Genomic DNA, 26,676 nt, shown 5'->3' with positions numbered 1-26,676 from the left:
AGTAAACTCATGTCTGACCAAGAAATACAACTTACGCCTACACGCCCTTATCTTGCACGTGGCATTTATGAGTGGATTTGTGATAACCAACTCACACCTTATTTATTAGTGGATGCAACACAACCTAATACAGATGTACCACTACAATTTGTGAAAGATGGGCAGATTGTGCTAAACACTGCACCTCATGCAGTACACCAGCTCAATATGAGTAATGATGCGATTACTTTCTCTGCACGATTTGGTGGTGTATCTAAGCATATTTATGTGCCATTTGTAGCACTCATTGGCATTTATGCCAAAGAAAATGGACAAGGCTTATTTTTCGACCCAACTGAATATGACGGTGTGCAAACACCTATGCAGGAAGATAAAGTGGCAGAACATGCACCAGAAGTCAAAAAAAGACCAAGTCTAAAAATTGTAGAATAATTATTCTACCAATAAAAAAGCCAGTATAAATACTGGCTTTTTTATTATGCATAAGTCAAATTAGTCGTTGAATTTACGACGTGGGCGATCATCTGAACGACGTTCACCAGCTGGCTTACTTGATTTTCTATAATCTGCACGGTTACCGCGGTTATCATCTGAAGCACCAAAACGAGGCTTATCATTAAAGCGCCCAGCATCACGGTTTGGACGGTCTGAGTTAAACTCACGCTTTGGACGATCCGAGCTAAAATCACGGTTCGGGCGATCTGAATTAAATTCGCGCTTTGGACGTTCTGAACCAAAATCACGGTTCGGACGGTCTGAATTAAATTCACGCTTTGGACGATCTGAACCAAAATCACGGTTCGGACGGTCTGAATTAAATTCACGCTTTGGGCGATCTGAACCAAAATCACGGTTCGGACGGTCTGAATTAAATTCACGCTTTGGGCGATCTGAACTAAATTCGCGCTTTGGACGTTCTGAACCAAAATCACGGTTCGGACGGTCTGAATTAAATTCACGCTTTGGACGATCTGAACCAAAATCACGGTTCGGACGGTCTGAATTAAATTCACGACGCGGACGATCTGAACCAGAATCACGGTTCGGACGGTCTGAACTACCAAACTCACGTTTTGGACGATCTGAGCCACCAAACTCACGTTTTGGGCGATCTGAACCAAAATCACGTGAACGACCACCACCAAAACCACCACCGCCATTGCGACGACCGTTACCGTTACCACGACCACCACCGTTACCACCGCCATCACGACGTGAACGAGCAGGAGGTGGAGATGGTTCTAAACCTTCAATTTCAGAAACTTTTAAGTTTGTTTCCAAATAATCTTCTAGTGCACGAATCTTGCCACGCTCACGGTATGTTGCCAATGTAATTGCTTGACCAGTACGGCCAGCACGACCAGTACGACCTACACGGTGTACGTAGTCTTCGTTTTTCATTGGTAAACCGAAGTTAATCACGTGAGAAATTGTCGGAACGTCTAGACCACGTGCCGCAACATCAGTTGCAACTAAAATGCGTGCACGGCCTTCACGAATACTACGTAAACGACGAGTACGTACTGTTTGTGGCATTGCACCGTGTAATGCAACTACAGAGTGACCTGCTTCAGCAAGCTCTTCAGCCAACATGTCTGTATCTTCTTGCGTACTTGCGAAGACAACAGCTTGATCCATTTTTTCATCACTTAACCAGTGTGAAAGAAGTTTTTTCTTGTGCTCAAAACCATCAGTCCAGTGCAATGTTTGAGTCACATCTGTATTTGTAGAGTGACCTGTTTCAATTGCAATACGCTGTGGATCATTCATCATGCGTTCAGCAAGATTAATAATACGGCCAGCAAATGTTGCTGAGAACATTAGTGTTTGCTTACGGTTGTTTGCAAAGTTACTGATCGCTTCTAGGTCTTCAGAAAAACCTAAGTCAAGCATACGGTCAGCTTCATCAACGATTAGTGCATCTACTTGATCAAGTTTAATTTGACGACGATTAACTAAGTCTAATAAACGACCTGGCGTTGCAACAACAACTTGTGCGCCTTTTAACTGTTGGATTTGCTTACCAAAAGGCATACCACCCATAACAGCAGCAATACGAACACCTTTCATATGGCGAACAAGCGCAATCGCATCTTGACTTACTTGCTGTGCAAGCTCACGTGTTGGACATAGTACTAAAATATTTGGTTGAGTCACTGCACGCATACGATCTTTAAAAGACAAAAGCTCGTCATTTGATGCAAGTTGGTTTAACGTTGGCAATAAAAATGCAGCTGTTTTACCTGAACCAGTTTGGCTAGATACAAGTAAATCTTTACCAGCAAGTGCTGCTGGAATCGCCTGCTCTTGTACAGGCGTTGGGCTCGTAAAATTTAGCGCCTCTAATGCTTGTGTAAGAGATTCGTGTAATAAAAAGTCGGCAAAAGTTTTGCTCATAGAGAGTCTCACCCAAAGCGGGTGCTCCATTTAATAATGAAAAATAAACATCGGCAACAGCGGCCAGTAACATCAGCTGAAATTATAAGATTCAGCGGCGATCCGAGATACGACGATGTGGATAGTACGCACGCTTGATACGATAGCAACCTGAAGAATCGCTTTTAGCGATTGGGCGCGAGAGTTCGTCCTCTATGGACCGACGCGCATACACAATAATAAGAAGAGAAATGTTCAGGTAAAGAACGGAAATGAAGTGCGTGGATAAATTATAGCAATTTTTTTTAAAATGTCACGTTATTTTTTATCTTTTTAAGATAAACATAAAAGGGCAATCAATATTACCCTTTTACTTATTGGATTATTACTTATTTTACAGCGTCTTTCCAAGAAGGTGTCACAGCTTGCATGAACGGTTTGAGCATTTTAAGAGAGGTTGCAATCACTTGACCGTTTTGCATTGAATCTGAGCCACCACGTGCATCTACTACTGTACCGCCGGCTTCTTTTACGATCAACTCGCCTGCAGCAATATCCCATGGCTTTAAACCAAGTTCAAAAAAGCCATCAAAGCGACCTGCTGCAACATACGCTAAATCTAATGCTGCAGAACCAGTACGGCGGAACTGCGCCCCAGCTTCTGTAATTGCCAACATGGCATCAAAATGTTGTTTTGCGTATGATATAACTTCACCACTACGCTTAGCACGATATGCATGTCCAACCGAAATAAATGTATTTTCTAAACTATCTTTAACGTTTACACGAATACGGCGTTGGTTCAACATTGCACCACGACCACGACTTGCAGAAAATAGCTCGTCACGAACAGGGTCATAAATAACACCGTGTTGCGTTACGCCTTTATGTTGCACTGCGATTGAAATACAAAAATGTGGCAACCCTTGAATAAAGTTTAATGTGCCATCTAGTGGATCAATCACCCAACACCAGTCTGCGTCTTGGCCTTGTCCTTCTTGCAAACCGAATTCTTCACCTAAAAAGCTATGGTTCTTGTAGCTTTTACGTAAAGTATCAATAGTCAGTTGTTCAATATAACGATCAACACGTGTAACAGGGCCATCAATGCCTTTTTCTTCAACCTGTAGGTCTAACTTATGACGATTTTGATGTGCCTTTAAAAGCTCTTGACCAACTAATTGAGCTGCTCTTGCAGCCATGACCACCATCGGTTCCATTAAACACCCACACTGAATATTGAAGATTTTGACAAAGAATAATGCATATAAGCGGCACGATTTTAGCAAATTAGCCTTATTTTAGATAGGATTTATTCTAAAATAATTTCAAAATCACAAAATGAGCTGCATTAATTTATGCCACGATCTCTCGACACTGTGAGCAATCCCAATTGCGTCTAAACCTACATCTTGTAACATTTGGCTATGTTCTGCATGCTCTAAAAAGTGATCTGACAAACCTAAGTTAATGATTGGTTTTACAATATTGGCTTGAGCCATATACTCATTGACTGCACTACCTGCTCCACCCATGACTGCATGTTCCTCTACAGTCACAAATAAATGCGTCTGATCGCTGCATGAATCTATCAGCTGATGGTCGAGCGGTTTAATGTAACGCATGTTTACCACACACACACTCACATCTAAATGCTCAAAAATATGCTGAGCAGCTTGCATTGCAGGTGCAACACGACTACCAAACGCTAAAATTGTAATTTGCTCATCGCTTTTTGCTTTAATGTGTAGAACCACTTCAGCACGGCCAATCTCTAAAAGTGTGAGTTCTTCTTCAATCACAACACCTAAACCAGACCCTCGTGGATAACGCACGGCGGCAGGGCCTGCATAATGATATGCCGTATGTAACATTTGACGGCATTCATTTTCATCTTTAGGTGCCATTAGTACTAGATTAGGAATGGTACGCATATAAGCATAATCATATACGCCTGCATGTGTTGGGCCATCTTCCCCCACCAAACCTGCACGATCAATACCAAAAGTCACATCTAAATTTTGTAAAGCAATATCATGAATGAGTTGATCATAACCACGTTGCAAAAAGGTCGAGTAGATTGCGACAACGGGCTTAATGCCTTCACATGCCATGCCTGCAGCTAAAGTCAGTGCATGTTGCTCTGCAATTGCGACATCAAAAAAACGCTCTGGATATGTTTTGGCAAACTGAACCATACCTGAGCCTTCACACATCGCTGGCGTAATTGCCAACAAGCGCGTGTCTCGCTTGGCTTCATCACATAACCACTGCCCAAACACATCAGAATATTTCGGTGCTGTTTTAGGAACAATTAAAGGTTGTGTCGTAACTGTTTGCGATACTTTCGCAATGGCATGGTATTTAATTGGATCTGCTTCTGCAGCAGAAAAGCCTTTACCTTTTTTAGTATAAACATGTATCAGGCGTGGGCCTTTACGTTGTTTAACTGCATTAAATACTCGTACCATTTGTTCTAAGTCATGCCCATCAAATGGCCCATAGTACTCAAAGCCAATGGCTTTAAATAAGTTATCTGTGGCTTGGGTTGCAGGCTGGTGTAGTCTTGAGCGATACTCCCAGTCTGGATACGGCTCAAGTACAGGCTCACCATTTAAGTCAATATTAACAAATTGCCCCTGCTGCCAAATGCCCGCCAAATGTTTTGCAAAACCACCCGTACTACATGAAATCGACATATCATTGTCGTTGAGTATCACCATAATATCGGCTTGATGTGCAACTGCATCATTCATGGCTTCAAATGCCATACCCGCCGTCATCGCACCATCACCGACCACAGCAACCACCTCACATGGTTTTTTTTGATAACGGCGCGCCAAAGCCATACCTACAGCTGCCGAAATTGCTGTTGAAGAATGCCCAACACCAAAAGTATCAAAAACAGACTCATCTCGCGTTGGAAAAGCAGCCAAGCCCCTTTTTGAGCGGATTGTTGTCATCTGTTCACGGCGACCTGTCAAAATTTTATGTGGGTAGGCTTGGTGACCTACATCCCAAATCAAACGGTCTAGAGGTGTATTTAAACAATAGTGTAATGCAATTGTGAGCTCTACCACGCCTAAATTTGCACCAAAATGCCCCCCGCTTTTACCCACCGCATACAAAATATATTGACGTAACTCATTTGCCACCTGTACAAGTTGTGATGAGGCAAATTGACGTAATTGTTCAGGATCATTAATCTGATCTAACAATGGCGTAACAGGACGTTGAGTCGGTATTTCTGTATACAACATATGGAGCAGAGCCTTTAGTAGCCTGGCAAATCCAAAGCTAGGGGGTAAGATTTAAACCGACAATTCTATCTGATCGGCACTTATTTTCAATGTAATATATGCAAAGATGTGCTTTAGTCTGCAAATTTATTGCATATCCATGTAAATTATCTAAAAAAAAGTGTCCTGTATTCAATTACTAATTTTTAACATTTAATGAAATAAAATATTTCAGTGGGTTTTTGTATATTTAATCTACGCAAAGTCGTTGCTTAAGCTATAATTTTTGCATTTACTTATTATAGAAGATCGTATGTTATGCCGATAAAATTTATCGCAACCTCTCGCTTACCTACCGCTTTTGGTCACTTCGATATTAGTGTATTTCAAGATCCTGAAACCAAAGAGGAACACGTTGCTTTATCTAAAGGCCTAGTCAATGCGCAAGCGCCTAGCCAGCCTGTCTTAGTGCGTATTCACTCAGAATGCTTAACGGGTGATGCGTTTGCATCGTTAAAATGTGACTGTGGCCCACAATTACAAGCAACACAAAAAATGATTCAAGAAGCAGAACAAGGCATTATTTTATATTTACGCCAAGAAGGTCGTGGTATTGGATTAACCAATAAAATTCGTGCATATGCTTTACAAGATCAAGGCCATGACACAGTAGATGCAAATTTAATGTTGAACTTACCTGCAGATGCACGTCGCTATGATATGTGTAAAATTATGCTCGATCATTTACAGGTAAAACAAGTCAAACTTATTACTAACAACCCATTAAAAGTACAAGCACTCACTGATTTGGGCATCGATGTAAGTGATCGCGTGGCATTGACCGTTGGCCTAAACCCTTTTAATGAGTCTTACTTAAAAACAAAAGTGAGCCGTATGTCGCATCTGTACAAAGAAGAAGATTTTAATAATCTCTCTTAAATTAGAAAATAAATTAAGTTAAGGGATTTTACCCATATGAAATCCCTTACTTATTTTATGGTTTTGTGTTTTTATAGTGACTCGCCAACGATACCAATCACTATGAGGCTGTTATGCAAAACCCATCTCATGTAGATATTCAACGTGTTAAAGACTTCTTACTCGATTTACAAGCACGTATTTGTGCAGCACTAGAACAACAAGAAGCTTTAGGGCAAGGTACAGCAAAATTTATCATTGATGATTGGACACGTGCAGAAGGTGGTGGTGGTCGCTCACGTGTATTGCAAGAAGGAACCGTGATTGAAAAGGGTGGCGTGATGTTTTCGCACATCGACATTAAAAACTTACCCGCCTCTGCCACGGCTAGACACCCCAGTATTGCAGGCGCTAAAGCACAAGCACTCGGTGTATCCATGGTGATCCATCCTAAAAATCCGCATATTCCAACTTCTCATGCCAATATACGTTTATTTGTTGCACAACCTGAAGGAAAAGATCCTATTTGGTGGTTTGGTGGCGGTTTTGATTTAACACCTTTCTATGCAAATGATGAAGATATTCAACAATGGCATAAAAATGCGTTTGATTTATGCCAACCTTTTGGTGAGCAAGTCTATGCTGAGCATAAACAATGGTGTGATGATTATTTTTATTTAAAACATCGTGATGAACAGCGTGGCGTAGGTGGTTTATTTTTTGACGATCTCAATCGTTGGGACTTTGATACTTGCTTTAAATATATTCAAGCCGTGGGGAATGGATATTTAAATGGCATTCTTCCTCTTTTTGAAAAACACCGCGAACAACCGTACACAGAAGAACAAAGAGCATTTCAATTGTACCGCCGTGGTCGCTATGTCGAATTTAACTTAGTCTACGATCGAGGAACAATTTTTGGACTACAAACAGGTGGGCGCATTGAATCTATTCTGGTCAGCTTACCCAATGCAGTAAGCTGGAGCTACAGACCTTGTTGGCAAGAAGGCTCTCCTGAAGAGCGATTAACCAGTTACTATTTGAAGCCTCGTGACTGGCTTAATCTAGGAACATCTAAAGTATCTCATACCATTTAAACAAATACGATCTTACACACTTACATTATGTTAAGATTTTTAGGGCTGAATTTGAATTTATTCATATCAATTTAATGTATTTACTCTATGATATAGCCTTAAATATTATTAGGCACAGCGTAAGCGTGTAGGATCTATATAAATTATGCTTAAACACCTTCATCAACATAAATGGCTGATTTTAACAATAACCACTGCAGCCCTCATGTTGATCGCAATTTGCACTGTTTTTGCCTATAACAATGTACTCTCCGACAGTCTATCTATTACAGCAAGTATAATTTTTGGTCTCTCTCTATGTCTATTTCTATCATTATTCGTGATTGAAAAGGTACAAGATATCTGCAACCCTTAAAACCACTATATGTTTGAAAATAAAATAAAAAATGCAGGCAATTGCCTGCATTTTTTATTTATGTGTTATATGGCATTATTGCCCTTTTACCACTTCTGTTTGGCCATTTGCGGTATCAACCACTTTAAATTCAATACGGCGGTTTTTAAAACGTCCTTCTTCTGTTTCATTCTCTGCAACAGGATTCTCTGCGCCATAGCCAACTGCTTGCAATCGATCTGTAGATACGCCCTTAGCAACCAAGTAATCAACAACTGACTGAGCACGACGTTGAGATAACTTTTTATTAACTTCAGCATTACCCGTAGAGTCTGTATAGCCTTCGGCAATGAGCTTGACATGAGGTGCTTCTTTGAGCAACGTTGCAGCTTGATCTAAGATTTCTTTATTTCGAGCCGGAAGCTCTCGTGATGCAGTTGGGAAATTAATAATTTGTAGGTTAAGTGCTTTTGCAATATCTTCAGGTTTCGCTTGTTGACCTAAACCTGCCAAAGCATTTTTACTGTCTTCAATACTTTTATTCACAGATTGCTCTTCATCCAGCGCTACAGCAGGTGTTACTTCTAAATCAGGCGCAATACTTTTAATTTCATCAACTAATCCTTTGAGTGCAGCTTTATCTGGTGCATTCACTACCAATTGATTACCTTTCCATTCAAAACTTGCATTCGGCACTTTATGAATTGCTGTTAAAATTGCTTCTAAATGTGTAGTGCCTTGTAAATCATTGGCATAGGCTGTATCTGCCATGACATTACAATTTTCACCTACTTTTCCAAAGACTTTCTGTATTGAAGATTTTATTGTGGTTGCTAATGAATCATCACCCACATGTGCTAAACAGGTCGGTGAGGTATTTGTTTTTCCTGAAGCAAACGTAAAGTGTGCAGGGGTGGTACTTTTTACTTCAGAGGCGCTAGGACTCATTGATGCCGATGGACTTGATGCAACATCACTTGCAGATGGTGCCGTCATAGCAGGTTCATTTGGTTTTTGACATGATTTCAAACCAAAAAATACTAAAATTGCTAAAATAATTAAGGCTAAGATAGGCAGTATTTTTCTAAAAACACTTACAGGTTTATCTTTTTTTTGCACATACACATGTTGTGATTTCGATTCACTACCAAGAACTGCACCTAAACCTAACTCTGATAACAAGCCAGAAGCCCATGCAGGAAATGCGCTCGCAATACCCTTTAAATGTTGTGATAGATAACCTTGAATACCATGGATTCCGACTTCTTCCCTAATCGCTTCAACACTTGGTGCAACTGACTGATCAAGTAAAGAAATGACTGTTTCATCTGGCAAGCTGTGATGACTTGCAAAGCGATGAATTAATTGTTTAGTAATTGGCGCATCATCAGCAAATAAGCTTGCCAATGCTTTGTCTTTATTGGCTAAAATAGAATCAACTCTATCTGGAAATTTATGTAATAAAGATAAAAGAATGGGGTAAAACTGAGCTAATAAAGATGCTTTTTTATCTGCATCAACCTCTAACTGTTGGTCACTCACAATCTGTGGTGTGACCTTTTCTTTAAGTAGTTCGATGGGACTTATTGACATTATAAACTCCAAATTTATTATTTAGGTTGTTGTTTTTGCCTACACAACAGGCTATTTATTGCAACGTGCGCTTACTTCTTATACTAAACACTCATTTTTATCTTAGCCTAAATAATCGACAACTATCGTTTTTATAATTATCTTTTTGTTATGATATGTTTACATACCCGTTATTCAAGACATGAAATCAAGCATATGTATCAAATTAAACAGTTTGCAGTCATTGGTAACCCAATAGAACAATCTCGCTCACCTGAATTACACCATGCATTTGCAAAAAAATTAAATATCGCATTACGTTACGAAAAAATACTTTCAGAAATACCACTATTTAAAGCCACTGTATTCGATTTTTTTAAACATGGCGGTAAAGGTATGAATGTCACTGTACCCTTCAAAGAAGATGCTTTTTTATTATGTGATGTATTAACTCAGCGTGCTAAAGTTGCAAAAGCCGTAAATACGCTGTGGTCAAAAGACGGAAAAATCTACGGCGATAATACCGATGGACAAGGCTTAGTCGATGCGATTCATGCACTCAACTGGTCGTTAAAAGATGTAAAAATTTTGATTTTAGGTGCAGGCGGTGCAACCCGTGGCGTGGTATTACCTCTCGCACATGCTGGTGCCACAGAAATTGTGATTGCGAACCGCACTTATGCAAGAGCAGCTCAGCTCGTTGAAGATTTACAAGATTTCGTTACCCCTACATCAATAAAAGCATGTGACTTAGCGCATTTATCGGGTAAGTTTGATCTAGTCATTAATGCAACTTCTGCCTCACTTTCAGGTGATGCGTTAATACTCCCCGATGCACTGCAATTTAGCCATGCCTATGAAATGGCCTATGGCAAACCATCTACATTTTTAGCACAGGCTGAACAGCGTGGCATTCCCTACAGCGATGGCTTTGGCATGCTTGTGGGTCAAGCAATTGTTTCTTTTGAGATTTGGAATGGTTGTAAACCCAATTTAGCAGACTTTTTAAACTTAAAGTAGCAACACAATATCCTACAAAAACTGCTCTAACACGCTGTTTAAAAACAAATGGCCTTTGCGGGTACAGGCCAACACATCAGCATCATCACAAAGTAGCTCTTGTTGTTGTAGTTGCTTAATTTTTGGCTGTAAATGGGCTAGAGAGAGCCCTGTGCGCTGCGTATAGGCTTGCGCATGAATACCTTCGTTTAAACGCAATACATTCATCATAAATTCAAAAGGCATATCGTTAGCTACAATCTGTTGCCACTGAATATTCGGGGCGGGTATTTGTACTAAATAATCTTTTGGCAAACGGGTCTTTTGAAAACGGTATACACCATCAGGCAACGTCACTTTACCATGCGCTCCTGCACCAATTGCTAAGTAATCACCAAATTGCCAATAATTCATATTATGCCGAGAAGGTGCTTCTTTTCGCCATGCAGACACTTCGTATTGCTTAAAACCTTGAGCAGTTAAGTAAGCCTCACCTTTGACTTGTATGTCTTCTAAAGTGTTTTCATGCGGTAAAATGGGTTGGGTTCGAAAAAAAACAGTATTCGGTTCAATCGTGAGTTGATACCAAGAAATATGTGTTGCTCCATGTTCTACCGCTTGCTTTAAATCAAATAGTGCTTGCTCACAGGTTTGCTCAGGCAAGCCATGCATTAAGTCGACATTTACACGGCGAAAACCTGCTTGCTTGGCTTTTTGTATGGCATCAGTTGCATTGTCTGCCGAGTGAATACGGCCTAATTTATTTAAATGTACAGCATCAAAGGTTTGCACTCCAAGTGACAAACGGTTTATACCTACATTTAAATACTCTTCAAACGGTTGATGCTCAAGTGTACCCGGGTTGGCTTCTAAAGTAATTTCACAGTCTGATGTGAAGTTAATTTTACTTTTAATCTGTTCAAACAACCACGCATAACCACGGGCAGAAATGAGTGACGGTGTACCCCCGCCAATAAAAACACTTTCAATCTCACGCCCTTGCACGTATTCAAATTGCGTAGTTAAGTCTTCAACCAACGCCTTTAAATACTGTTGCTCTAAATCTAAAGACAATGTGCCATCAGGCACAGTATGCGAGTTAAAGTCACAGTATGGGCATTTTTTTACGCACCACGGCATGTGAATATATAAAGATAACGGGATACTTTGGGGGCTTAATACAGTCAAAAATTCAACTCAATTACAGATCAGTTTTTCAAGGTTAATCTTAACATGCTGTTTTATCAATTATGGTAGTCACAACAAAATAATCTTGTGTCGATAAGACCATACCTGAGGTAAAAGCAGTTTTTTTGATGATATTTTGCTATATTGCCTTCTGTTTAAATCAGAACAATTTAAGTACCTATTAGGTGCTTTAGTTATTAAAAAAACCACGACAGCAATATAAGAGTATTTTGTATGACACAGGCTGCGAGTTTTCGCACTGAACTCAAAAAATTATTGGCACTCATGATCCCAATTTTAATGACTCAGTTCTCTCAAGCAGGGCTAGGGCTCATCGACACCATTATGGCAGGGCAAATTTCAGCAGCAGACCTCGCTGCAATCGCCATTGGTGTCGGGATTTGGATTCCGATCATGCTCCTGTCAGCCAGTATTGTCATTGCAACAACACCTTTAATTGCTGAAGCGATTGGTGCAAAACAACGTCAAAATATTGCCTATATTGTCAGACAATCACTATGGCTCTCTGCGGGACTGGGTATTTTTGCATTTTTTGTTTTACAGCTCATGCCATTTATGCTGTCTACATTTAAAGTACCACTAGACCTACAAGCTAAAGTCAGCTTGTTTTTACGTTCTATTGCTTTTGGTATGCCTGCTGTGTGTATGTACACTTCATTGCGCTGTTACTCTGAAGCACTCGGCCACCCTCGTCCAGTCACGGCGATTAGTCTACTTTCGTTGGTTGTGCTTGTTCCGCTTAACTATGTATTTATGTACGGCATGGGCCCATTCCCTGCACTTGGTAGTGCAGGCGGTGGTTTCGCTACTGCCATCTTACAATGGCTGATGCTATTCACATTAGCCATCTACATTGCAAAATCTAAAACCTACCACAGTGATCAACTATTTACACGTTGGGATAAATTTAACCCAGTCATTGCAAAAAAAATTATTGTATTGGGTGTGCCTATTGGCCTTGCTGTTTTCTTTGAAGTCAGTGTATTTTCATCAGGTGCGATTATTTTAAGTACCTTGGGTGATACCGTGGTGGCAGCTCATCAAATTGCCATCTCTGTGACTTCTCAGCTATTTATGATTCCCATGTCTTTATCTATTGCGCTGACCATTCGTGTTGGTACGTACTATGGCGAAAAAAATTGGGCTGCCATGAAAAAAGTACAGCATGTGGGGCTCGTCACAGCAACCTGCTCTGCCTGCATCACTATGCTGATTATTGCAATCTTTAAAGAACATATTACGGCACTGTATACCCATGACTTACGTGTAGCCCACATTACTTTATCTTTACTTTATTTTTGTATTAGCTATCAATTACTCGATGCCTTACAAGTCAGTGCCGCAGGTTGCTTACGAGGCATGCAAGATACACGCTCGTCTATGTGGGTGACGCTCTTTTCTTATTGGGGCATTAGCATGCCGTTAAGCATTTACTGGATTCGCTATTCTACGCATGGCCCTGAAGCCATTTGGTTTAGTTTAAATATCGGGCTACTGATTGCCTGTATTTTACTACTCACTCGCCTGTATCTCACCAATAAAAAAGTCATACAACACATGCCATAGCAGTTTACTATGGCAGTTTATGTTGTTGTAATGCTGTTGACATGGCCTCAACCAATTGTTGTGCAATCTCTAATTTTGGGGCACGCTGTAAGTTTTGAGCAGACATTCCATATTGCTGTGCAAAGAACACCACCATGGCATTATGGTCTGAGGCAAAACCAATATCAGCTCTAGACACATCATTACAGGCAATCATATCTAATTTTTTAGCTACCAATTTTTTATTGGCATAGTCTTCAATATGCTGTGTTTCTGCCGCAAATCCCACCATAAATGGGCGTTTAGCCTGCTTGGCAATCGTCGCTACAATATCGGGGTTTTTAATCAAATCAATCGCTAAAGTATCGCCCGATTTTTTAATTTTTTGGGTCGCAATTTCTGCCACTCTATAATCTGCAACTGCAGCTGTGGCAATAAAAACATCACAACCTGCATTTATATAGACTAAACTCTGTTCAAGCATTTCACTGGCAGAAATGACGTTATCACGTATAACACCGTGTGGCGTTGGTAAACTGACAGGGCCTGCAATTAAAGTCACCTCAGCACCTGCTGCATAACATGCCGTTGCTAAAGCAAAGCCCATTTTTCCTGTGCTATGGTTTGAAATATAACGTACAGGATCAATGGCTTCACGGGTAGGCCCCGCCGTAATCACCACACGCTTACCTGCCAGCAAACCAAATTTTTTGGCTAAATCACGTTGTTTTTGTTGAAAATATAAATAAACCTGCTCTGCTAAAACTTCAGGTTCAGGCATACGCCCCAACCCCACATCGCCACAGGCTTGTACACCTGCATCGGGTACAATCACATGCACGCCATCTGTATTCAAAGTATTTAAATTTCGTTGTGTGGCTTTAGCGGCCCACATTTGCTGATTCATTGCAGGTGCAACCCATATGGGTGCTTTAGTGGCAAGATATATGGTAGAGAGCAAATCATCGGCTAAACCTTGAGCCAATTTTGCAATTACATCACAGCTTGCTGGAGCAACCAAAACCAAATCTGCCCAACGTGCAAGTTCAATATGTCCCATACCGGCTTCAGCTTCGGGGTCAAGTAAAGTCGTATGTACAGGGTTGCCAGAGAGTGCTTGGAAAGTTAACGGCGTAACAAATGCTTGTGCCCCTTTAGTCATCACCACACGCACGTCAAAACCATAGTCTTTTAAACGGCGAACTAAAATCGCACTTTTATAGGCAGCAATACCACCTGTAACGGCCAATACAATGTTTTTACTGAAATTTATTTCTTGATTCAAACCATTCACCCATTGCAACTCATCTTGCACTGTGGCTCACAATAGCATTAAATAACGCATCACCCAAGCACATAAACCGCCAAATCACATGAGCAATTACCACACAACATCTCCAATTCACTCATGGCCCGAGCAAGAACGTCCGAGAGAACGTTTACTCAAACAAGGGCCACAGAGTCTATCTGATGCTGAACTTTTGGCCATTTTTTTACGCTCAGGGTCACAACAACACTCTGCTGTTAGTCTTGCTCGGCAATTAATTCAGCACTTTGGTGGCCTTAATCCTATTTTTGACTGTACTTTGGAACAGCTCACCACATTTCACGGCATTGGTCATACCAAATATGCACAGCTTATGGCAGTGAAAGAACTTGGAAGGCGCTATATTGAGCAAGATTATACCTTGGCAAAAAAACCATTTAATGAGTCTAAAAAAGTCATCGATTTTTTACGTTATCAACTTCAAGGGGAAAAGCGAGAAGTCTTTGCTGTGCTGTGTTTAGACGCTGAACTGTGCCAACTTAATTTTAGTACGTTGTTTTATGGCAGTTTAAACCAATGTCAATTTTCAAGTAACCAATTCACAAGACATGTTATTGCACAGCATGCGTCACAAATTATTATTTGCCATACTCACCCTTTTGGGCATGCCGTTCCTTCTGAAGCAGATCACCATTTGACTGCACAAATTCAGCAAATTTGTAATCTACTAGAAATAAAATTGATTGACCATTGCATTATCTCCCCAACAGGTTCATTCTCATTTGCAGAAAACGAACTCATATAAAACATAACCTTAAGCATTAAAATATGATTATCCGAGATAAAAACAATATTATTCAACTGCTATTTTCATGGCGTGGCACCATCTTACCTAAAGTTATTCCAGAGCTTATTGTTTTGATGCTAATCTCAAGCCTTGCCGTGTATTTATCAGACCACCATCATATTAATGTACCGCAAGTACCTGCGCTTGGCTTTACCGTATTTGGAATTATTTTATCGATTTTTTTAGGCTTTCGTAATAATGCCAGTTATGACCGTTGGTGGGAAGGTCGAAAGTTATGGGGTGCACTGATTGCCACAACACGCCATATCGATCGTGACAGCCAAGTTTTATCTACACCACGGCGTGAACGAATGCTTCATCATTTAATGGTATTTACCAATGTACTTCGTGATCGATTACGTCAACAAACAGCCGATTTAGAGCAATACTTACAACGTATTGCGCTCAGCACAGAAGCTGTCAACGACTTAAAAGACCACATCAATGCACCACAATACATGCTCAGTTTAATGCAAAAAGAACTCTTTGAAGCCTATAAAGCGGGGGAAATTAGCGATATTTTATATACACATTTAAATACACATATCATTGAACTTGGCTCAGTACAAGCAGGTTGTGACCGTATTGCAGGTACGCCCCTTCCTTATGCCTATGCAGTATTACTAAACCGTGCAGTTTATAGTTTTTGTTTTTTACTACCCTTCAGCTTAGGTACAGTACTGGGTATTTGGACCCCTGTTTTAGTCTGTTTATTGGCCTATATGTTTTTAGGTTTAGATAAGCTTGGCGCAGAAATAGAAGAACCCTTTGGCAAACAAGACAATGATTTACCACTCGACGCTATTGTTAGGCTCGTAGAGCGAGAGCTACTCACCTCACTCAAACAATCCCTCCCGCCAAGTATTACTTTGGATAACCACAATTTACACTAATTGAAACTTTCCCAAACACCCACCTGTCCATCTTTAAGTACAGGGGTTTGACCCAACTTTGCCCATGGCATATGGTCACCATGAAAATCACTCCCTATAGACACGTCAAAATCATATTGTGAAATTAGGCGATCAATCATTTGCCGTGTAGAGGCTTTTTCATTACGTGGTGGCAACTCAACGGCATGTCCACCGAGCTGAGAAAATAACTCAAACAAATAACGAATATTGGTTGCAGACAAACCATAACGCGTTGGATGCGCAAGTATTGCAATTCCTTTGGCTTCATCAATCGCTCGAATCGTATCTGCAAGGTCAATCCAATTTAAACCAACATATGCAGGCTTACCTTCTTTTAAAAATCGGTCAAATGCTTGCTGTAAACGACTCACGACTCTATTTTCTAACAATGCCTGTGCAATATGACTACGAGTAATATGATCTGCATGACCATTTACACGCTGTAAAACTTCATCATAAAAATCATGTTTCAATACTTTTTCTAATTTTTCACAGATTTGCTGTGCTCGCTCTGCTCGAACACGCTTTTGCGTACATAATACTACTTCTAAACATTCGACATGCTGCATATTTAACGCCACAATATGCACACCATAGTTTTTATTGGTACTCGGACGTGACCATTGGCTGGAAATTTCTACACCTGTAATGATTCTTATATCATGCTCAGTCGCTGTATCTATTGCACGTTGCACACCATCCATAGAGTCATGGTCTGTGAGTGCCAATGTATGAACGCCCTCATCGGCTGCCTTTTTCACAAGGGCTTCAGGGGTCAAAACACCATCAGATATATTACTATGTGTATGTAAATCTATACCCTGCATATCTTATACTATACCACTCGCGAGATAGGATTAAACACTTTAACATGAAAGCACTTTTGGACTTTATCCCTTTAATTATATTTTTTTATTTTTATAAAACTGTTGATCCTAGCAATACACATCATCCATTACTGGCACTTATTGGTTCAGCAGGTGGTAAAGACAATAATAATATTTTAGTCGCAACTGCAGCACTCATCATTTCAATGCTTGTCGTCTATACTGCTTTGTTTATCTCCCAAAAATTTCGCCTCGAAAAGCAACAATGGTTAATTTTGTTCATGACCGTCGTTTTTGGTGGCGTAACACTTATGCTAAACGATGATTTTTATATCAAGCTCAAAGCTGCGCTACTAAACCTTTTATTTGCAGGGGCATTTTTGCTCTCACCGCTCTTTAACAAAGAACGAACGCCTCTGATCAAACGCATGTTTGGGCCTGTACTCGAACTTTCAGTACAAGGTTGGCGCAAACTCAACTATGCATGGGCAGGTATGTTTTTTGTGATGTGTTCACTACATGTCTTCTTTGCATTTATCTTTATGAATGGCAAATACTGGGGCGAATTTACCTCATTTGGTGATATGCTCGTGATGTTTTCATTTATTATTGGGCAATTTATTTTACTCAGAAAACACTTTAAATCAGATAACTAAAATACTATTTAAAAGGAGATTGAAATGGCTCTATATGTGGTGACTTGTACAGACCATGAAAATGTATTGGAGCAACGTCTTGCTGCCCGACCAGACCATGTGACACGCTTAGAAAAACTAGATGCTGCAGGCCAACTTATACTTGCTGGTCCAATGCCTAAAAACCCAGATCAGCTTCAAGATGGCTTTTATGGCAGTACTTTGGTTGTTGATTTTGCATCAAGAGAAGCACTAGATGCATGGCTCGCAGAAGAACCATACCTAAAAGCAGGCGTTTACCGCCATATTGACGTTAAACCATTCATTCAAGTTTTTCCTAAAGGCTAACATTATGCGCCATGTTGTATGTCGTTTCCTTGCGAGCATGCTACTTATTCCGTCCATGACTTGGGCGGTAGAACCCTCTATACAACCTGCTCAGCCCACTGCAACAGCACCTGCAAATGCAAGTAGTGTGACTGCTGTACCCACAGTCAAAAAAGGGCCTGCACCTTTAGTTGAACCCAACTCCCCAGCTCAGCTGGCGCAAAAAAGAGCTGAAGATGACTTAAAAATAAAGGCCTTGGTCAAAAATCAAGAAGTACGTATGCAACAACTTGAGAAAGCCAATCTTGATGCATTGGCACACAACCAAGAATTACAACTCAAAAATGATAATCTTGGTGTACAAGTTCAAGTATTACAAAGTGAACGTACAGCACAGTTATTTATGTATGGTGCTGCAACACTGGGGGTTGGCGTAATTTTAGGCTTTATTCTAGCAGGCTATATCTATACCAAACGCCGTAGACAGTGGTAAATAAAAGGAATACTTGTGTTTGGAAAGATTGAACATGCCGAACTAGACTGGCAATCCGTTGATGATATAGATATACCTTACTCTCGACAATTTGATGATGTCTACTTTTCAAAAGCTAACGGTTTACTCGAAACACGACATGTCTTTTTAAATGGTAATGACCTCAGCACACGCTTAGCTCACTTAAGTGATTACCAATATTTCTGCGTAGGTGAAACAGGCTTTGGTACAGGGTTAAATATTTTAGCACTATGGCAACTGTGGCGTGAGGTTCGCTGTAACAATCACAGCCATCTCCATGTGGTCAGCGTTGAAAAATACCCACTATCACGCCAAGACCTTGTGCGTGCACTGAAAGTCTGGCCTGAGCTTGAACCATTGGCAGAACAGCTAATCAAACAATACCCTCAAGCGATTGCTGGTTGTCATCGGCTTTATTTTGCCAATGAACGTTTTAGCCTTGACCTTTGGTTTGGCGATGCTGCTGATATTTTCCCAGTGATTACAACGAAAGCACCTATAAACGCTTGGTTTTTAGATGGCTTTGCCCCATCATGTAACCCTGAACTGTGGCAAGAAAACATTCTCAAACATATCATTCGACTGTCAAATGTGGGGACAACATTTGCATCTTTTAGTGTTGCAGGTGTGCTTAAAAGAGGGCTTCTTTCACATGGAATTGAAATTAGTCGGCCTAAAGGTTTTGGTCATAAACGTCAAATGCTCAAAGGTATTTGGCCACCACAATCAACCATGGAACAAACCAAAACTAAACTAAAACAACAGCACATTGCAATTATTGGTGCGGGTATTGCAGGTCTCACCACAGCATGGGCTTTTGCACAGCGTGGACACCGTGTAGACATCTTTGAAAAAACCACACCACTTTGTGGAGGCTCAGGAAATCCTTTAGCGCTCATCAATCCCAAGCTATGTCCAGTAGAACAAGCCCATGAACACCTTATGGTGTGTAGTTGGCAATATGCAAAAAACTATTATCAAAACTTTGCAGCATTTTCGCCAATCGCTGTACAACAAAGCGATCTTAAACATGTAGGCGAGCTACATCAAATTGCCAAGAGCTATCCCAACAATACATTTACAGCACTGAAATTAGCAGATAGTCACTCTAACCACCCAACAGCACTTCTTATGTCTGCGGGAACCATTAAACCGCACATACTCAAAGATGAAATTCTCGCACATGCAAATATTCAGCTTCATATAGCAGATATTGATCAAATGACTGAATACGCAGATGGCATTGTTTTAACCGACACACAAGAAAATAATTTCCAGGCAGACCATGTTGTGTTCTGTGTAGCAACAGCAAGTCATGAACTTATAAAAAACCACCCGAAATTAAAACCGATTCGTGGCCAAGTGAGTTGGTTTAAAACCACTGCTGCATCACTTAAAGCGCATACTGTACTGAGCTATGGTGGCTATATGGCACAACTAGATCCAACACACCTCATTTTAGGTGCATCATTTCAGCCACAGCGTATAGACACAGATGTACTTATTGAAGACCATGAGCATAACTTAACACTGCTCAAGCAAGCCTACCCAAAATATAGTCAAAACTTTCCGCCTACAGATACATGGCAAGGTCGTAGTGCTATTCGAGCACAAAGCCCAGATTACTTTCCCATCGTCGGTTCTGTGTCTAATCATACACGTATTCATACTCATACAGGTCTAGGCTCTAAAGGCTTTTTATTTGCGCCACTCTGTGCAGAAATTTTAGTGGCTCAGATTTTTGGTGAGCTACTCCCTATGCCCCAAACACTATATAACAAACTTATTCCACAACGTTTTGATAAAAAAAAGAAGATAAAGAAGCCTTATTATCAGCATTAAAAAAAGCGCCTTAAGGCGCTTTTTTTAACTTTGTATCGACATACCTGCCGCAAGAACTGCTCGCATACCACCCATTAAAACAACATATTCACGGGTATCATCATAGTCTTCTAATTTCTCTGCTACGCGTGGTGCTTTACTACCACCACCACAAAGTACATAGATCGGCTGACCCACAGCCACACTCGCTAGACTTTGCTCATTAATATCATCAATCGGTAGGTTGATAGTACCTTGCAAATGACCTTCACGGTATGACTGAACATCACGAACATCCCAAATGACCGCATCTTTTGGGAAGTCAAATGTTGTAATTTCTTGTTTACGGATCATGCTATACTCCTTTTTATAAAACAACACTTGGCAAATCAAGAAAACCCTCATAGCATCTCAGATATTTCATCCATTTGTAAAGGTATAGATATGTCATCTTTTGATATCGTTTCTGAACTTGAGCTTTTTGAAGTGAACCATGCGGTACAAAACACTCAAAAAGAGATTTCAACACGCTTTGACTTTCGTGGGCAAGACGTAAACATCGAGCTTAATGAAAAAAACAAAGAAATTAAAATTTCAACTGAAAGTGATTTTCAGTGTGAACAAGTCTATAGCATGTTAGAAAATCACTTTTACAAACGTAAAATTGACGTACAAGCCATGGACCCAGAAAAAGCAACCGCTTCGGGCAAACACATTGTACAGGTGATTAAGCTTAAAGATGGTCTAGACTCAGACACTGCAAAAAAAGTGAACAAAGCCATTAAAGAAAGTGGCATTAAAGTTCAATCGTCTATTCAAGGCGATAAAATTCGTGTTACAGACAAAAAACGCGATACGTTACAAAATGTAATGGCATTTTTGAAAGAACAACAATTTGGTATTCCTTTACAGTTCAACAACTTTAAAGATTAATTACTAAAAACAGCTCCTTAAGGAGCTGTTTTATCACATACTTTCGCTTTTAGTGCTTCAACAATTTGACGTTTACGTCCATTTGCATCTACTGCAACAAACGTAAAAATACCTGCGGTTACTTGTTTAGCAGGCCTAGATTCGTCATGACTATCCCACACCTCAATTTGAATTTGAATAGACGTATTCCCCACTTTCAAAATTTTGGTATAGCAACTAATCACATCACCAATTTTTACAGGTACTAAAAAAGACATTTGATTAATGGCTATGGTTGCGCAGCGACCTTGGCTAAAGCGCTCGGCATGAATTGCACCAGCCAAATCCATTTGTGAAACAATCCATCCACCAAAAATATCACCGCTCCAATTGGTATCTGCAGGCATTGCAATGGTTTGTAGAGATAATGTGCCCTCTGGCTTTTTTGTTTGTGTCATATTCAAAACTCCTCTTCTTTATAATTTTATTAAATTTTGATCAATCCACTGTTTTAATTCAGTCGCTTTCAGTGCACCGCTTACTCGTGTTAACTCTGTCGTTTTATTCATGATAACCAACGTTGGAATACTCCGAATATTAAACGCTTGGCTCAATTTTGGATTTTCCTCAGTATTAATCTTTGCAAAAATTACATTCGTATATTGAGATGCAACATGTTCAAAATGAGGAGCCATCGCTTTACACGGACCACACCAATCAGCCCACAAATCAATTACAACAGGTAAATCACTATGTTGTATAAAAGTACTAAAATTTTGCTCATTCAGCTCAATAGAATTTTTAGGAATCAATACATTTTGACATCGTCCACAGAGAGGCTCTTTGACCAGCTGAGCTGTGTCTACTCTATTTTTAGCCATACATTTTGGGCAAACAATGATCATTTCAAATCCATCACGTCATTTAATAAACATAATCATAATCTTAAAGAGCAAATGATGCTATCAATGCCTACAAATCACAGTAATGACCTGCAAGTAAAAATAAAAAACAAAACAGGGACTATCATCAGCGCTCACATTCTTTATAATTTAGCGTAATATAAATAGATATACTCAATACGGGAGCAACTCATGAGCGAAGATGTTGGTTTTGCAGGGCAAATTGGCCCTCAACAAGTCGACCAAATTGTTGAAAAAGGCTTTAAATCAGTAATTAATAACCGCCCCGACTTTGAAGGCGGTTCAGAACAACCCACTAGTGCACAAATTGAAGAAGCTTCTAGAAATGTAGGCTTAGACTATGTTTATCAACCTGTAGTTTCTGGGCAAATTACTGAGCTCGATGTTCGTACTTTTGCCAATCATTACAATGAATTACCTAAACCAATTTTAATGTTTTGTCGTACAGGTAGTAGAGCCAACAATCTATACCAAATTGCAAAGCAAATGGATTTACTTGACGATTAAAAAATCTTGTTGATCTGTAGGCTATATTGTTCTACAGATCACTCCTTGAACCTATCATAGGCTAATAAATTATAACTGAAGGCTTACTTTGAAATTGAATGAAAAACGAGCTGATAGTCAATCATTCACATGGCTTTCTTTTTTATAGTTAATCATTTTCTTTAAAGTTTGAACCGACGTATTGAAAGTTTCATCAATTAAAACTCGTACCTTGGACACCATACTCATCAAAGGTAAATAAAGTTATTACTTTCATTTTATAAAACTAACGTACCGAATAGTATAAAAGCTCTATTAAATGATTATTTGGCTATAAATTACATGTATCAACAATATGCTTTACAGAATGTTCAGGTGGAAAACTTTCAAGATATCAGTCTAAGTAAATCATGAGTTATTAAAGAGAAACATCGGTTAAGACATTGACGTATCATCAAAAAAATTAACCGTTTATTAAGTAAGATCATATCATTTTGGTCAAAAAATTTATTTAAAGCGAGATACGACTTAGTTACGGGCAAAGCCGAAATTATGCAGAGGTATTCGTTCTGCGTCTACTTATGTTTATTTGCATATCAGCTTTGCCATAAATATGAACTAACTCTTCAAGTCATAAGCACTTCGGCTAAAATCAGATGATATAAGTTAAACTTAAATACTTTTTAAAAGTAAAATATTCTTACGTATCGAAAAAATTAATCTTCATAATGTTAAAGTTCTTATAGCACCAAAACCTGTAAAAATATTTATTCTTAGGAGAATATATATTGAGGCATATCCTCATTTGAGAAGGAGCTCAAAAATGGTTATTTAGTACTAAAATCTAACTTCTAAATAACAAAAATAATCATAGATTAAAAGATTTGACTGTTTCAAAGGTACAGAAACTCATCACAAACTGATTAAATTTTCTTAATTAAATAAAATGAGAACATGCCCTAATATTTATTTAACCTAAAATTATTTATTTTAAATACTGGTGTTTTCTGTACGGATATATTCTTTCCTTCACTATTTATCAATATAATTCATTATTGTTAATACTTAACAGTGCTCGCTTTCCATGGAATTCTTATTGTAAAAACGACAAAAAGTAAAAATAGAAATTGTGAAATAAACATATAATTAAATAAATCACGTCCCTCATCTAATAGGATCCAGCTATTATGTATAACATCAATAAAAATAATCAAAAAAGTAAATATTAAACCTACTTTCGGTTTTAAAAATAATAATATTGCAGCTATAGGATCAAAAAAAGTTAAAGAAGTCCAAAAAAACCGCGTAAACAGTGGCGCGTTATGATAATCCCATAATAAACCATGAGTTAACACTGTCTGTAGATGATTTAATCCTGCACCTACCAAACAAAGTGCATAAATGACTCTAATAATGGTTTCAGACTTCATAAATAACCTTTTAATTTTAACCAGAATTGGGGATAAAAGTAGCTGTTGAAAATGGAAAGCATTAGACCCATAAGTTGAGTGACTACACATGACGAACAGTTCTAATGCTTACGACCGATATTAACGATGTATTTTGTACAATCGATGATTTTTTATAAAATTTGAGTCTAACTATAGAACTTTCTAAAATAAAATATTCAAGCAAATATGCTCCGCAAAATTCAGCTTATCTGAAATCAGATTATCGCAATTTATTATAAAAGCTGACACTTTAATCAGACTACAAATTTTTTCTTTTCATTAAAAAACAATCAAAGACAATCCTTTACTCAGATAATAATTATTTGATCAATAACCATCAACTAGCATTATATACTTTACATACAGCACTGTAACAGACAATCAAAGCCAGTACGTATGGTAGATTTGAGCATACTAGCTGTATGTAAAAACCAACATATTTCTAGGCATACTTTTTTATCTGAAACTGCAACACGAGCTAAAGTATCTATAGTTTAGTTCTTTGGCGGTAAGTTACATGTAGCAATCAATGTATCAAGAGGTATGGTCTGTACAGCATTATCACATAAACATGTTATGATGATATTAAAAATAGTAACCGAGTTAGTTAATGGCTTTAAAACGACGATCTATGCAGATCGTTGCTATGTTAGCCAAAGTATTAAAGATAAGTTTAATTTACAAAAGATTAATTTAGTGACCTACTACCTAAAAAATATGAAATGAATACCGTTATCTAAGACAGACAGATCACACTATTTGAGGCAATAAAATAAAGTCGAAACATTGTTTGTTCAGCTTAGTGAAAGGCCAATACAACTTAATTAGAAATAAAATCAGAAATGTTAAAGGGTACATTGTCTAGAGCCTATGCCTCTTTACGTGCCTATCAACTTTTCCATAGAAAGAAGCTGGCTATTCAAATGGTAAATATTCTAGCTTAAAACAGGATTTCTGTTAATTTTACTAAATCATATAATAAGGAGTGTTAATGTTATTAAATATCATTTTATATATCATACACTAACAACAATCACTGGTTTTAATTTTTTCACTATACATCTCACAATCTGTGATATTTTTTAAATGAAATATGTATTTATTCTGTCAATATCTCTACTAACTGAGTAGCGAATTTTTAGTAATCTCTAACCAATTAAAAATTTCTCATCAACAATAAAAGTTAACATTGGGTATTCATAGACAGCTCAAAATAAAAATGTTAATTCTATTTCACTATTACTTTTTATTTCGAATTTTTATGAATCTTAAAAAATTATCTTTATTTAGCCTTGCAATAGGCTGTGGTATAGCGCTCATTGGCTGTAGTAATACCATCAATAAAAAAACACTCAATTCTACAATACTTCAACACAGCAATTTTTTGAGTGACAGTACCCCCAGAATCGCTATTATTGCAGCTTTTGGTCAAGAAGCTGATTTGCTACTAGCCTCATTAAAAAATAAAAAAGAATATCTTATTCAGGGTAAAAAATTTACAACTGGATTATTAGAAAATAAAACTGTTGTCATTACTTTAAGTGGTATAAGTATGACAAATGCAGCAATGACCACGCAACTCCTAGCAGATCACTTTAATAGCCAGAAAATTATTTTCAGTGGTATTGCAGGAAGCTTAAATCCAGACTATCACGTGGGCGATGTTGTGATTGTAAAAAGTTGGATTGCACCGAATGAAATCTTCTATGCTAATAACACCCAAATTCCATCTGCTTGTGGTTCAGCAGGAGATATTTCTTGTCTTGGCTTAAAACTTGATCAAAATATTCCAGCATACAACACTCATTTTTTTAGACAAACTAATGTCATCAATTCAATAAACTATCAAAATATTGCCTTAACAACACAAATTGGTAGTAAAGCAATTCCTGTTGCATATGGAGAAATGAAAACAGATTTCACAGTAGATCCGATCATGTTAAGTACAGCAACTCTAATTCAAAAGACTACTCAACCATCATTAGAAACCATTTGTACAGATAAAAATAACTGCTATCAACCTAAAATTATTATTGGCGAACGTGGAGTATCTAGCGGATCATTTCTAGCTAACAGTTCATATAGAGATTATTTACATCAGCAATTCAAAGGTGATTGTGTAGATATGGAAACAGCCGCTGTTGCTCAAGTAGCTTATGCAAACAATATTCCATTTATTGCTTTTCGTAGTTTATCGGACTTAGCGGGTGCAGACCATGATCCTAATGTTGGTGCTTTTTTTTCCTCTGGAGTTGCACAACGTAATGCAGCAAAGGTGACAATCGCTTTTATTAAAGCACTCTAGAGCGAAAAGGCTTACATCATGGTGTAGTTTAACTCTCAACACACCATGACTAATTTACATTAGTTATATTTAAATTTGAGGGATAAAAAAAAGCCCCCGATTTTATCGGGGGCTTTTTAGGGAATAGATGCTGGCGATGACTTACTCTCACATGGGTA

At 38.7% G+C, this 26,676-nt stretch carries 26 protein-coding genes; 15 read left to right on the top strand and 11 right to left on the bottom strand.

The genetic code is table 11. The features are described from left to right. Positions 1-9: 9 nt before the first annotated feature. Positions 10-432, top strand: coding sequence for a ClpXP protease specificity-enhancing factor (locus BLS38_RS12285; protein WP_092750033.1), 423 nt, complete (start codon positions 10-12; stop codon positions 430-432). Positions 433-492: 60 nt separating this feature from the next. Here BLS38_RS12285 and BLS38_RS12280 read toward each other — a convergent pair whose 3' ends face one another. From BLS38_RS12280 to dxs, 3 genes are all read right to left on the bottom strand, one after another. Further along, positions 493-2,397, bottom strand: a complete 1,905-nt coding sequence (locus tag BLS38_RS12280) for a DEAD/DEAH box helicase (protein WP_092750031.1) — start codon at positions 2,395-2,397, stop codon at positions 493-495. A gap of 368 nt (positions 2,398-2,765) precedes the next feature. After that, positions 2,766-3,596: an inositol monophosphatase family protein gene (locus tag BLS38_RS12275; RefSeq protein ID WP_092750029.1), complete on the bottom strand. Its 831-nt coding sequence runs from the start codon at positions 3,594-3,596 to the stop codon at positions 2,766-2,768. A gap of 114 nt (positions 3,597-3,710) precedes the next feature. Beyond that, entirely contained in the window at positions 3,711-5,636 is a 1,926-nt protein-coding gene (gene dxs, locus BLS38_RS12270; RefSeq protein WP_092750027.1) for a 1-deoxy-D-xylulose-5-phosphate synthase, read from the bottom strand. Positions 5,637-5,933: 297 nt separating this feature from the next. Here dxs and ribA point away from each other — a divergent pair, with 297 nt between their 5' ends. Continuing rightward, a complete protein-coding gene (gene ribA / locus BLS38_RS12265; protein ID WP_092750025.1) occupies positions 5,934-6,554 on the top strand; it encodes a GTP cyclohydrolase II in 621 nt (206 codons plus the stop codon). Positions 6,555-6,667: 113 nt separating this feature from the next. Then, entirely contained in the window at positions 6,668-7,630 is a 963-nt protein-coding gene (gene hemF, locus BLS38_RS12260) for an oxygen-dependent coproporphyrinogen oxidase (protein WP_092750023.1), read from the top strand. A gap of 430 nt (positions 7,631-8,060) precedes the next feature. On the opposite strand, the gene BLS38_RS13310 is transcribed toward hemF, so the two are convergent. Beyond that, positions 8,061-9,557, bottom strand: coding sequence for an OmpA family protein (locus tag BLS38_RS13310; protein ID WP_092750021.1), 1,497 nt, complete (start codon positions 9,555-9,557; stop codon positions 8,061-8,063). Positions 9,558-9,752: 195 nt separating this feature from the next. On the opposite strand from BLS38_RS13310, the gene aroE reads away from it, so the two are divergent. After that, the gene (gene aroE / locus BLS38_RS12250) at positions 9,753-10,556 is read left to right on the top strand and encodes a shikimate dehydrogenase (RefSeq protein WP_092750019.1); all 804 of its coding nucleotides are present in this window, start codon (positions 9,753-9,755) and stop codon (positions 10,554-10,556) included. 12 nt (positions 10,557-10,568) lie between these two features. On the opposite strand, the gene hemW is transcribed toward aroE, so the two are convergent. Beyond that, the gene (hemW, locus tag BLS38_RS12245) at positions 10,569-11,723 is read right to left on the bottom strand and encodes a radical SAM family heme chaperone HemW (protein ID WP_092750017.1); all 1,155 of its coding nucleotides are present in this window, start codon (positions 11,721-11,723) and stop codon (positions 10,569-10,571) included. 234 nt (positions 11,724-11,957) lie between these two features. On the opposite strand from hemW, the gene BLS38_RS12240 reads away from it, so the two are divergent. Beyond that, complete coding sequence (locus tag BLS38_RS12240; protein WP_092750015.1) at positions 11,958-13,310, top strand: MATE family efflux transporter; 1,353 nt, start codon at positions 11,958-11,960, stop codon at positions 13,308-13,310. Between the two features lie 7 nt (positions 13,311-13,317). Here BLS38_RS12240 and coaBC read toward each other — a convergent pair whose 3' ends face one another. After that, positions 13,318-14,574 carry a bifunctional phosphopantothenoylcysteine decarboxylase/phosphopantothenate--cysteine ligase CoaBC gene (gene coaBC / locus BLS38_RS12235; protein ID WP_092750073.1) on the bottom strand — a complete coding sequence of 419 codons (1,257 nt, stop codon included), beginning with the start codon at positions 14,572-14,574 and terminating at the stop codon, positions 13,318-13,320. An 88-nt stretch (positions 14,575-14,662) separates the two neighbouring features. On the opposite strand from coaBC, the gene radC reads away from it, so the two are divergent. Together radC and BLS38_RS12225 are read left to right on the top strand one after the other, a co-directional pair. After that, positions 14,663-15,361 carry a RadC family protein gene (gene radC / locus BLS38_RS12230; RefSeq protein WP_092750013.1) on the top strand — a complete coding sequence of 233 codons (699 nt, stop codon included), beginning with the start codon at positions 14,663-14,665 and terminating at the stop codon, positions 15,359-15,361. A 23-nt stretch (positions 15,362-15,384) separates the two neighbouring features. Continuing rightward, positions 15,385-16,296 (top strand): bestrophin family protein, encoded by a 912-nt coding sequence (locus tag BLS38_RS12225; protein ID WP_092750011.1) that lies wholly within the window; start codon positions 15,385-15,387, stop codon positions 16,294-16,296. Here the strand turns inward: BLS38_RS12225 and BLS38_RS12220 are convergent. Beyond that, positions 16,293-17,144, bottom strand: coding sequence for a PHP domain-containing protein (locus tag BLS38_RS12220; protein ID WP_092750009.1), 852 nt, complete (start codon positions 17,142-17,144; stop codon positions 16,293-16,295). The genes BLS38_RS12225 and BLS38_RS12220 overlap by 4 nt on opposite strands. A gap of 44 nt (positions 17,145-17,188) precedes the next feature. On the opposite strand from BLS38_RS12220, the gene BLS38_RS12215 reads away from it, so the two are divergent. Genes BLS38_RS12215 through mnmC form a run of 4 tightly spaced genes read left to right on the top strand, consistent with a single transcriptional unit; the run spans position 17,189 to position 20,462 of the window. Then, on the top strand, positions 17,189-17,800 hold the full coding sequence (locus BLS38_RS12215; RefSeq protein WP_092750007.1) for a septation protein IspZ: 612 nt from the start codon (positions 17,189-17,191) through the stop codon (positions 17,798-17,800). 24 nt (positions 17,801-17,824) lie between these two features. After that, positions 17,825-18,127 (top strand): YciI family protein, encoded by a 303-nt coding sequence (locus BLS38_RS12210; protein WP_092750005.1) that lies wholly within the window; start codon positions 17,825-17,827, stop codon positions 18,125-18,127. A gap of 4 nt (positions 18,128-18,131) precedes the next feature. After that, a complete protein-coding gene (locus tag BLS38_RS12205) occupies positions 18,132-18,599 on the top strand; it encodes an SH3 domain-containing protein (RefSeq protein ID WP_092750003.1) in 468 nt (155 codons plus the stop codon). A gap of 9 nt (positions 18,600-18,608) precedes the next feature. Beyond that, the gene (gene mnmC / locus BLS38_RS12200; RefSeq protein ID WP_092750001.1) at positions 18,609-20,462 is read left to right on the top strand and encodes a bifunctional tRNA (5-methylaminomethyl-2-thiouridine)(34)-methyltransferase MnmC2/FAD-dependent 5-carboxymethylaminomethyl-2-thiouridine(34) oxidoreductase MnmC1; all 1,854 of its coding nucleotides are present in this window, start codon (positions 18,609-18,611) and stop codon (positions 20,460-20,462) included. Between the two features lie 24 nt (positions 20,463-20,486). Here mnmC and BLS38_RS12195 read toward each other — a convergent pair whose 3' ends face one another. Next, positions 20,487-20,795 carry a rhodanese-like domain-containing protein gene (locus tag BLS38_RS12195; protein WP_092749999.1) on the bottom strand — a complete coding sequence of 103 codons (309 nt, stop codon included), beginning with the start codon at positions 20,793-20,795 and terminating at the stop codon, positions 20,487-20,489. Positions 20,796-20,885: 90 nt separating this feature from the next. Between BLS38_RS12195 and BLS38_RS12190 the strand changes: the two genes are divergently transcribed. Next, positions 20,886-21,374: a YajQ family cyclic di-GMP-binding protein gene (locus BLS38_RS12190; protein WP_092749997.1), complete on the top strand. Its 489-nt coding sequence runs from the start codon at positions 20,886-20,888 to the stop codon at positions 21,372-21,374. Between the two features lie 17 nt (positions 21,375-21,391). Here the strand turns inward: BLS38_RS12190 and BLS38_RS12185 are convergent, their stop codons facing one another. Then, positions 21,392-21,811, bottom strand: a complete 420-nt coding sequence (locus tag BLS38_RS12185) for an acyl-CoA thioesterase (protein ID WP_092749995.1) — start codon at positions 21,809-21,811, stop codon at positions 21,392-21,394. A gap of 18 nt (positions 21,812-21,829) precedes the next feature. Further along, positions 21,830-22,258, bottom strand: a complete 429-nt coding sequence (gene trxC / locus BLS38_RS12180; RefSeq protein ID WP_092749993.1) for a thioredoxin TrxC — start codon at positions 22,256-22,258, stop codon at positions 21,830-21,832. Positions 22,259-22,447: 189 nt separating this feature from the next. Here trxC and BLS38_RS12175 point away from each other — a divergent pair, with 189 nt between their 5' ends. Next, the gene (locus BLS38_RS12175) at positions 22,448-22,783 is read left to right on the top strand and encodes a protein tyrosine phosphatase family protein (protein ID WP_092749991.1); all 336 of its coding nucleotides are present in this window, start codon (positions 22,448-22,450) and stop codon (positions 22,781-22,783) included. 1,037 nt (positions 22,784-23,820) lie between these two features. On the opposite strand, the gene BLS38_RS12170 is transcribed toward BLS38_RS12175, so the two are convergent. Continuing rightward, complete coding sequence (locus tag BLS38_RS12170; RefSeq protein WP_092749989.1) at positions 23,821-24,192, bottom strand: hypothetical protein; 372 nt, start codon at positions 24,190-24,192, stop codon at positions 23,821-23,823. A gap of 564 nt (positions 24,193-24,756) precedes the next feature. Here BLS38_RS12170 and BLS38_RS13370 point away from each other — a divergent pair. Both BLS38_RS13370 and BLS38_RS12160 read left to right on the top strand, forming a co-directional pair. After that, a complete protein-coding gene (locus BLS38_RS13370; RefSeq protein ID WP_143230138.1) occupies positions 24,757-24,939 on the top strand; it encodes a transposase in 183 nt (60 codons plus the stop codon). A gap of 535 nt (positions 24,940-25,474) precedes the next feature. Then, positions 25,475-26,518: a 5'-methylthioadenosine/S-adenosylhomocysteine nucleosidase gene (locus tag BLS38_RS12160; RefSeq protein ID WP_092750071.1), complete on the top strand. Its 1,044-nt coding sequence runs from the start codon at positions 25,475-25,477 to the stop codon at positions 26,516-26,518. Positions 26,519-26,676: the final 158 nt, after the last annotated feature.

Source organism: Acinetobacter boissieri (genome assembly GCF_900096955.1).
Lineage (GTDB): Bacteria > Pseudomonadota > Gammaproteobacteria > Pseudomonadales > Moraxellaceae > Acinetobacter > Acinetobacter boissieri.
The sequence above is the reverse complement of the archived record's forward strand: the minus strand, read 5'-3'. Positions and strand labels throughout refer to the sequence as shown.

Bases quoted from the DNA above. Each gene is read 5' to 3' on its own strand.
- BLS38_RS12285 (WP_092750033.1), top strand. From the start codon at position 10: ATGTCTGACCAAGAAATACAACTTACGCCTACACGCCCTTATCTTGCA.
- BLS38_RS12280 (WP_092750031.1), bottom strand. From the start codon at position 2,397: ATGAGCAAAACTTTTGCCGACTTTTTATTACACGAATCTCTTACACAA.
- BLS38_RS12275 (WP_092750029.1), bottom strand. From the start codon at position 3,596: ATGGAACCGATGGTGGTCATGGCTGCAAGAGCAGCTCAATTAGTTGGT.
- dxs (WP_092750027.1), bottom strand. From the start codon at position 5,636: ATGTTGTATACAGAAATACCGACTCAACGTCCTGTTACGCCATTGTTA.
- ribA (WP_092750025.1), top strand. From the start codon at position 5,934: ATGCCGATAAAATTTATCGCAACCTCTCGCTTACCTACCGCTTTTGGT.
- hemF (WP_092750023.1), top strand. From the start codon at position 6,668: ATGCAAAACCCATCTCATGTAGATATTCAACGTGTTAAAGACTTCTTA.
- BLS38_RS13310 (WP_092750021.1), bottom strand. From the start codon at position 9,557: ATGTCAATAAGTCCCATCGAACTACTTAAAGAAAAGGTCACACCACAG.
- aroE (WP_092750019.1), top strand. From the start codon at position 9,753: ATGTATCAAATTAAACAGTTTGCAGTCATTGGTAACCCAATAGAACAA.
- BLS38_RS12240 (WP_092750015.1), top strand. From the start codon at position 11,958: ATGACACAGGCTGCGAGTTTTCGCACTGAACTCAAAAAATTATTGGCA.
- radC (WP_092750013.1), top strand. From the start codon at position 14,663: ATGAGCAATTACCACACAACATCTCCAATTCACTCATGGCCCGAGCAA.
- BLS38_RS12225 (WP_092750011.1), top strand. From the start codon at position 15,385: ATGATTATCCGAGATAAAAACAATATTATTCAACTGCTATTTTCATGG.
- BLS38_RS12220 (WP_092750009.1), bottom strand. From the start codon at position 17,144: ATGCAGGGTATAGATTTACATACACATAGTAATATATCTGATGGTGTT.
- BLS38_RS12215 (WP_092750007.1), top strand. From the start codon at position 17,189: ATGAAAGCACTTTTGGACTTTATCCCTTTAATTATATTTTTTTATTTT.
- BLS38_RS12210 (WP_092750005.1), top strand. From the start codon at position 17,825: ATGGCTCTATATGTGGTGACTTGTACAGACCATGAAAATGTATTGGAG.
- BLS38_RS12205 (WP_092750003.1), top strand. From the start codon at position 18,132: ATGCGCCATGTTGTATGTCGTTTCCTTGCGAGCATGCTACTTATTCCG.
- BLS38_RS12195 (WP_092749999.1), bottom strand. From the start codon at position 20,795: ATGATCCGTAAACAAGAAATTACAACATTTGACTTCCCAAAAGATGCG.
- BLS38_RS12190 (WP_092749997.1), top strand. From the start codon at position 20,886: ATGTCATCTTTTGATATCGTTTCTGAACTTGAGCTTTTTGAAGTGAAC.
- BLS38_RS12185 (WP_092749995.1), bottom strand. From the start codon at position 21,811: ATGACACAAACAAAAAAGCCAGAGGGCACATTATCTCTACAAACCATT.
- trxC (WP_092749993.1), bottom strand. From the start codon at position 22,258: ATGATCATTGTTTGCCCAAAATGTATGGCTAAAAATAGAGTAGACACA.
- BLS38_RS12175 (WP_092749991.1), top strand. From the start codon at position 22,448: ATGAGCGAAGATGTTGGTTTTGCAGGGCAAATTGGCCCTCAACAAGTC.
- BLS38_RS12170 (WP_092749989.1), bottom strand. From the start codon at position 24,192: ATGAAGTCTGAAACCATTATTAGAGTCATTTATGCACTTTGTTTGGTA.
- BLS38_RS13370 (WP_143230138.1), top strand. From the start codon at position 24,757: ATGGTCTGTACAGCATTATCACATAAACATGTTATGATGATATTAAAA.
- BLS38_RS12160 (WP_092750071.1), top strand. From the start codon at position 25,475: ATGAATCTTAAAAAATTATCTTTATTTAGCCTTGCAATAGGCTGTGGT.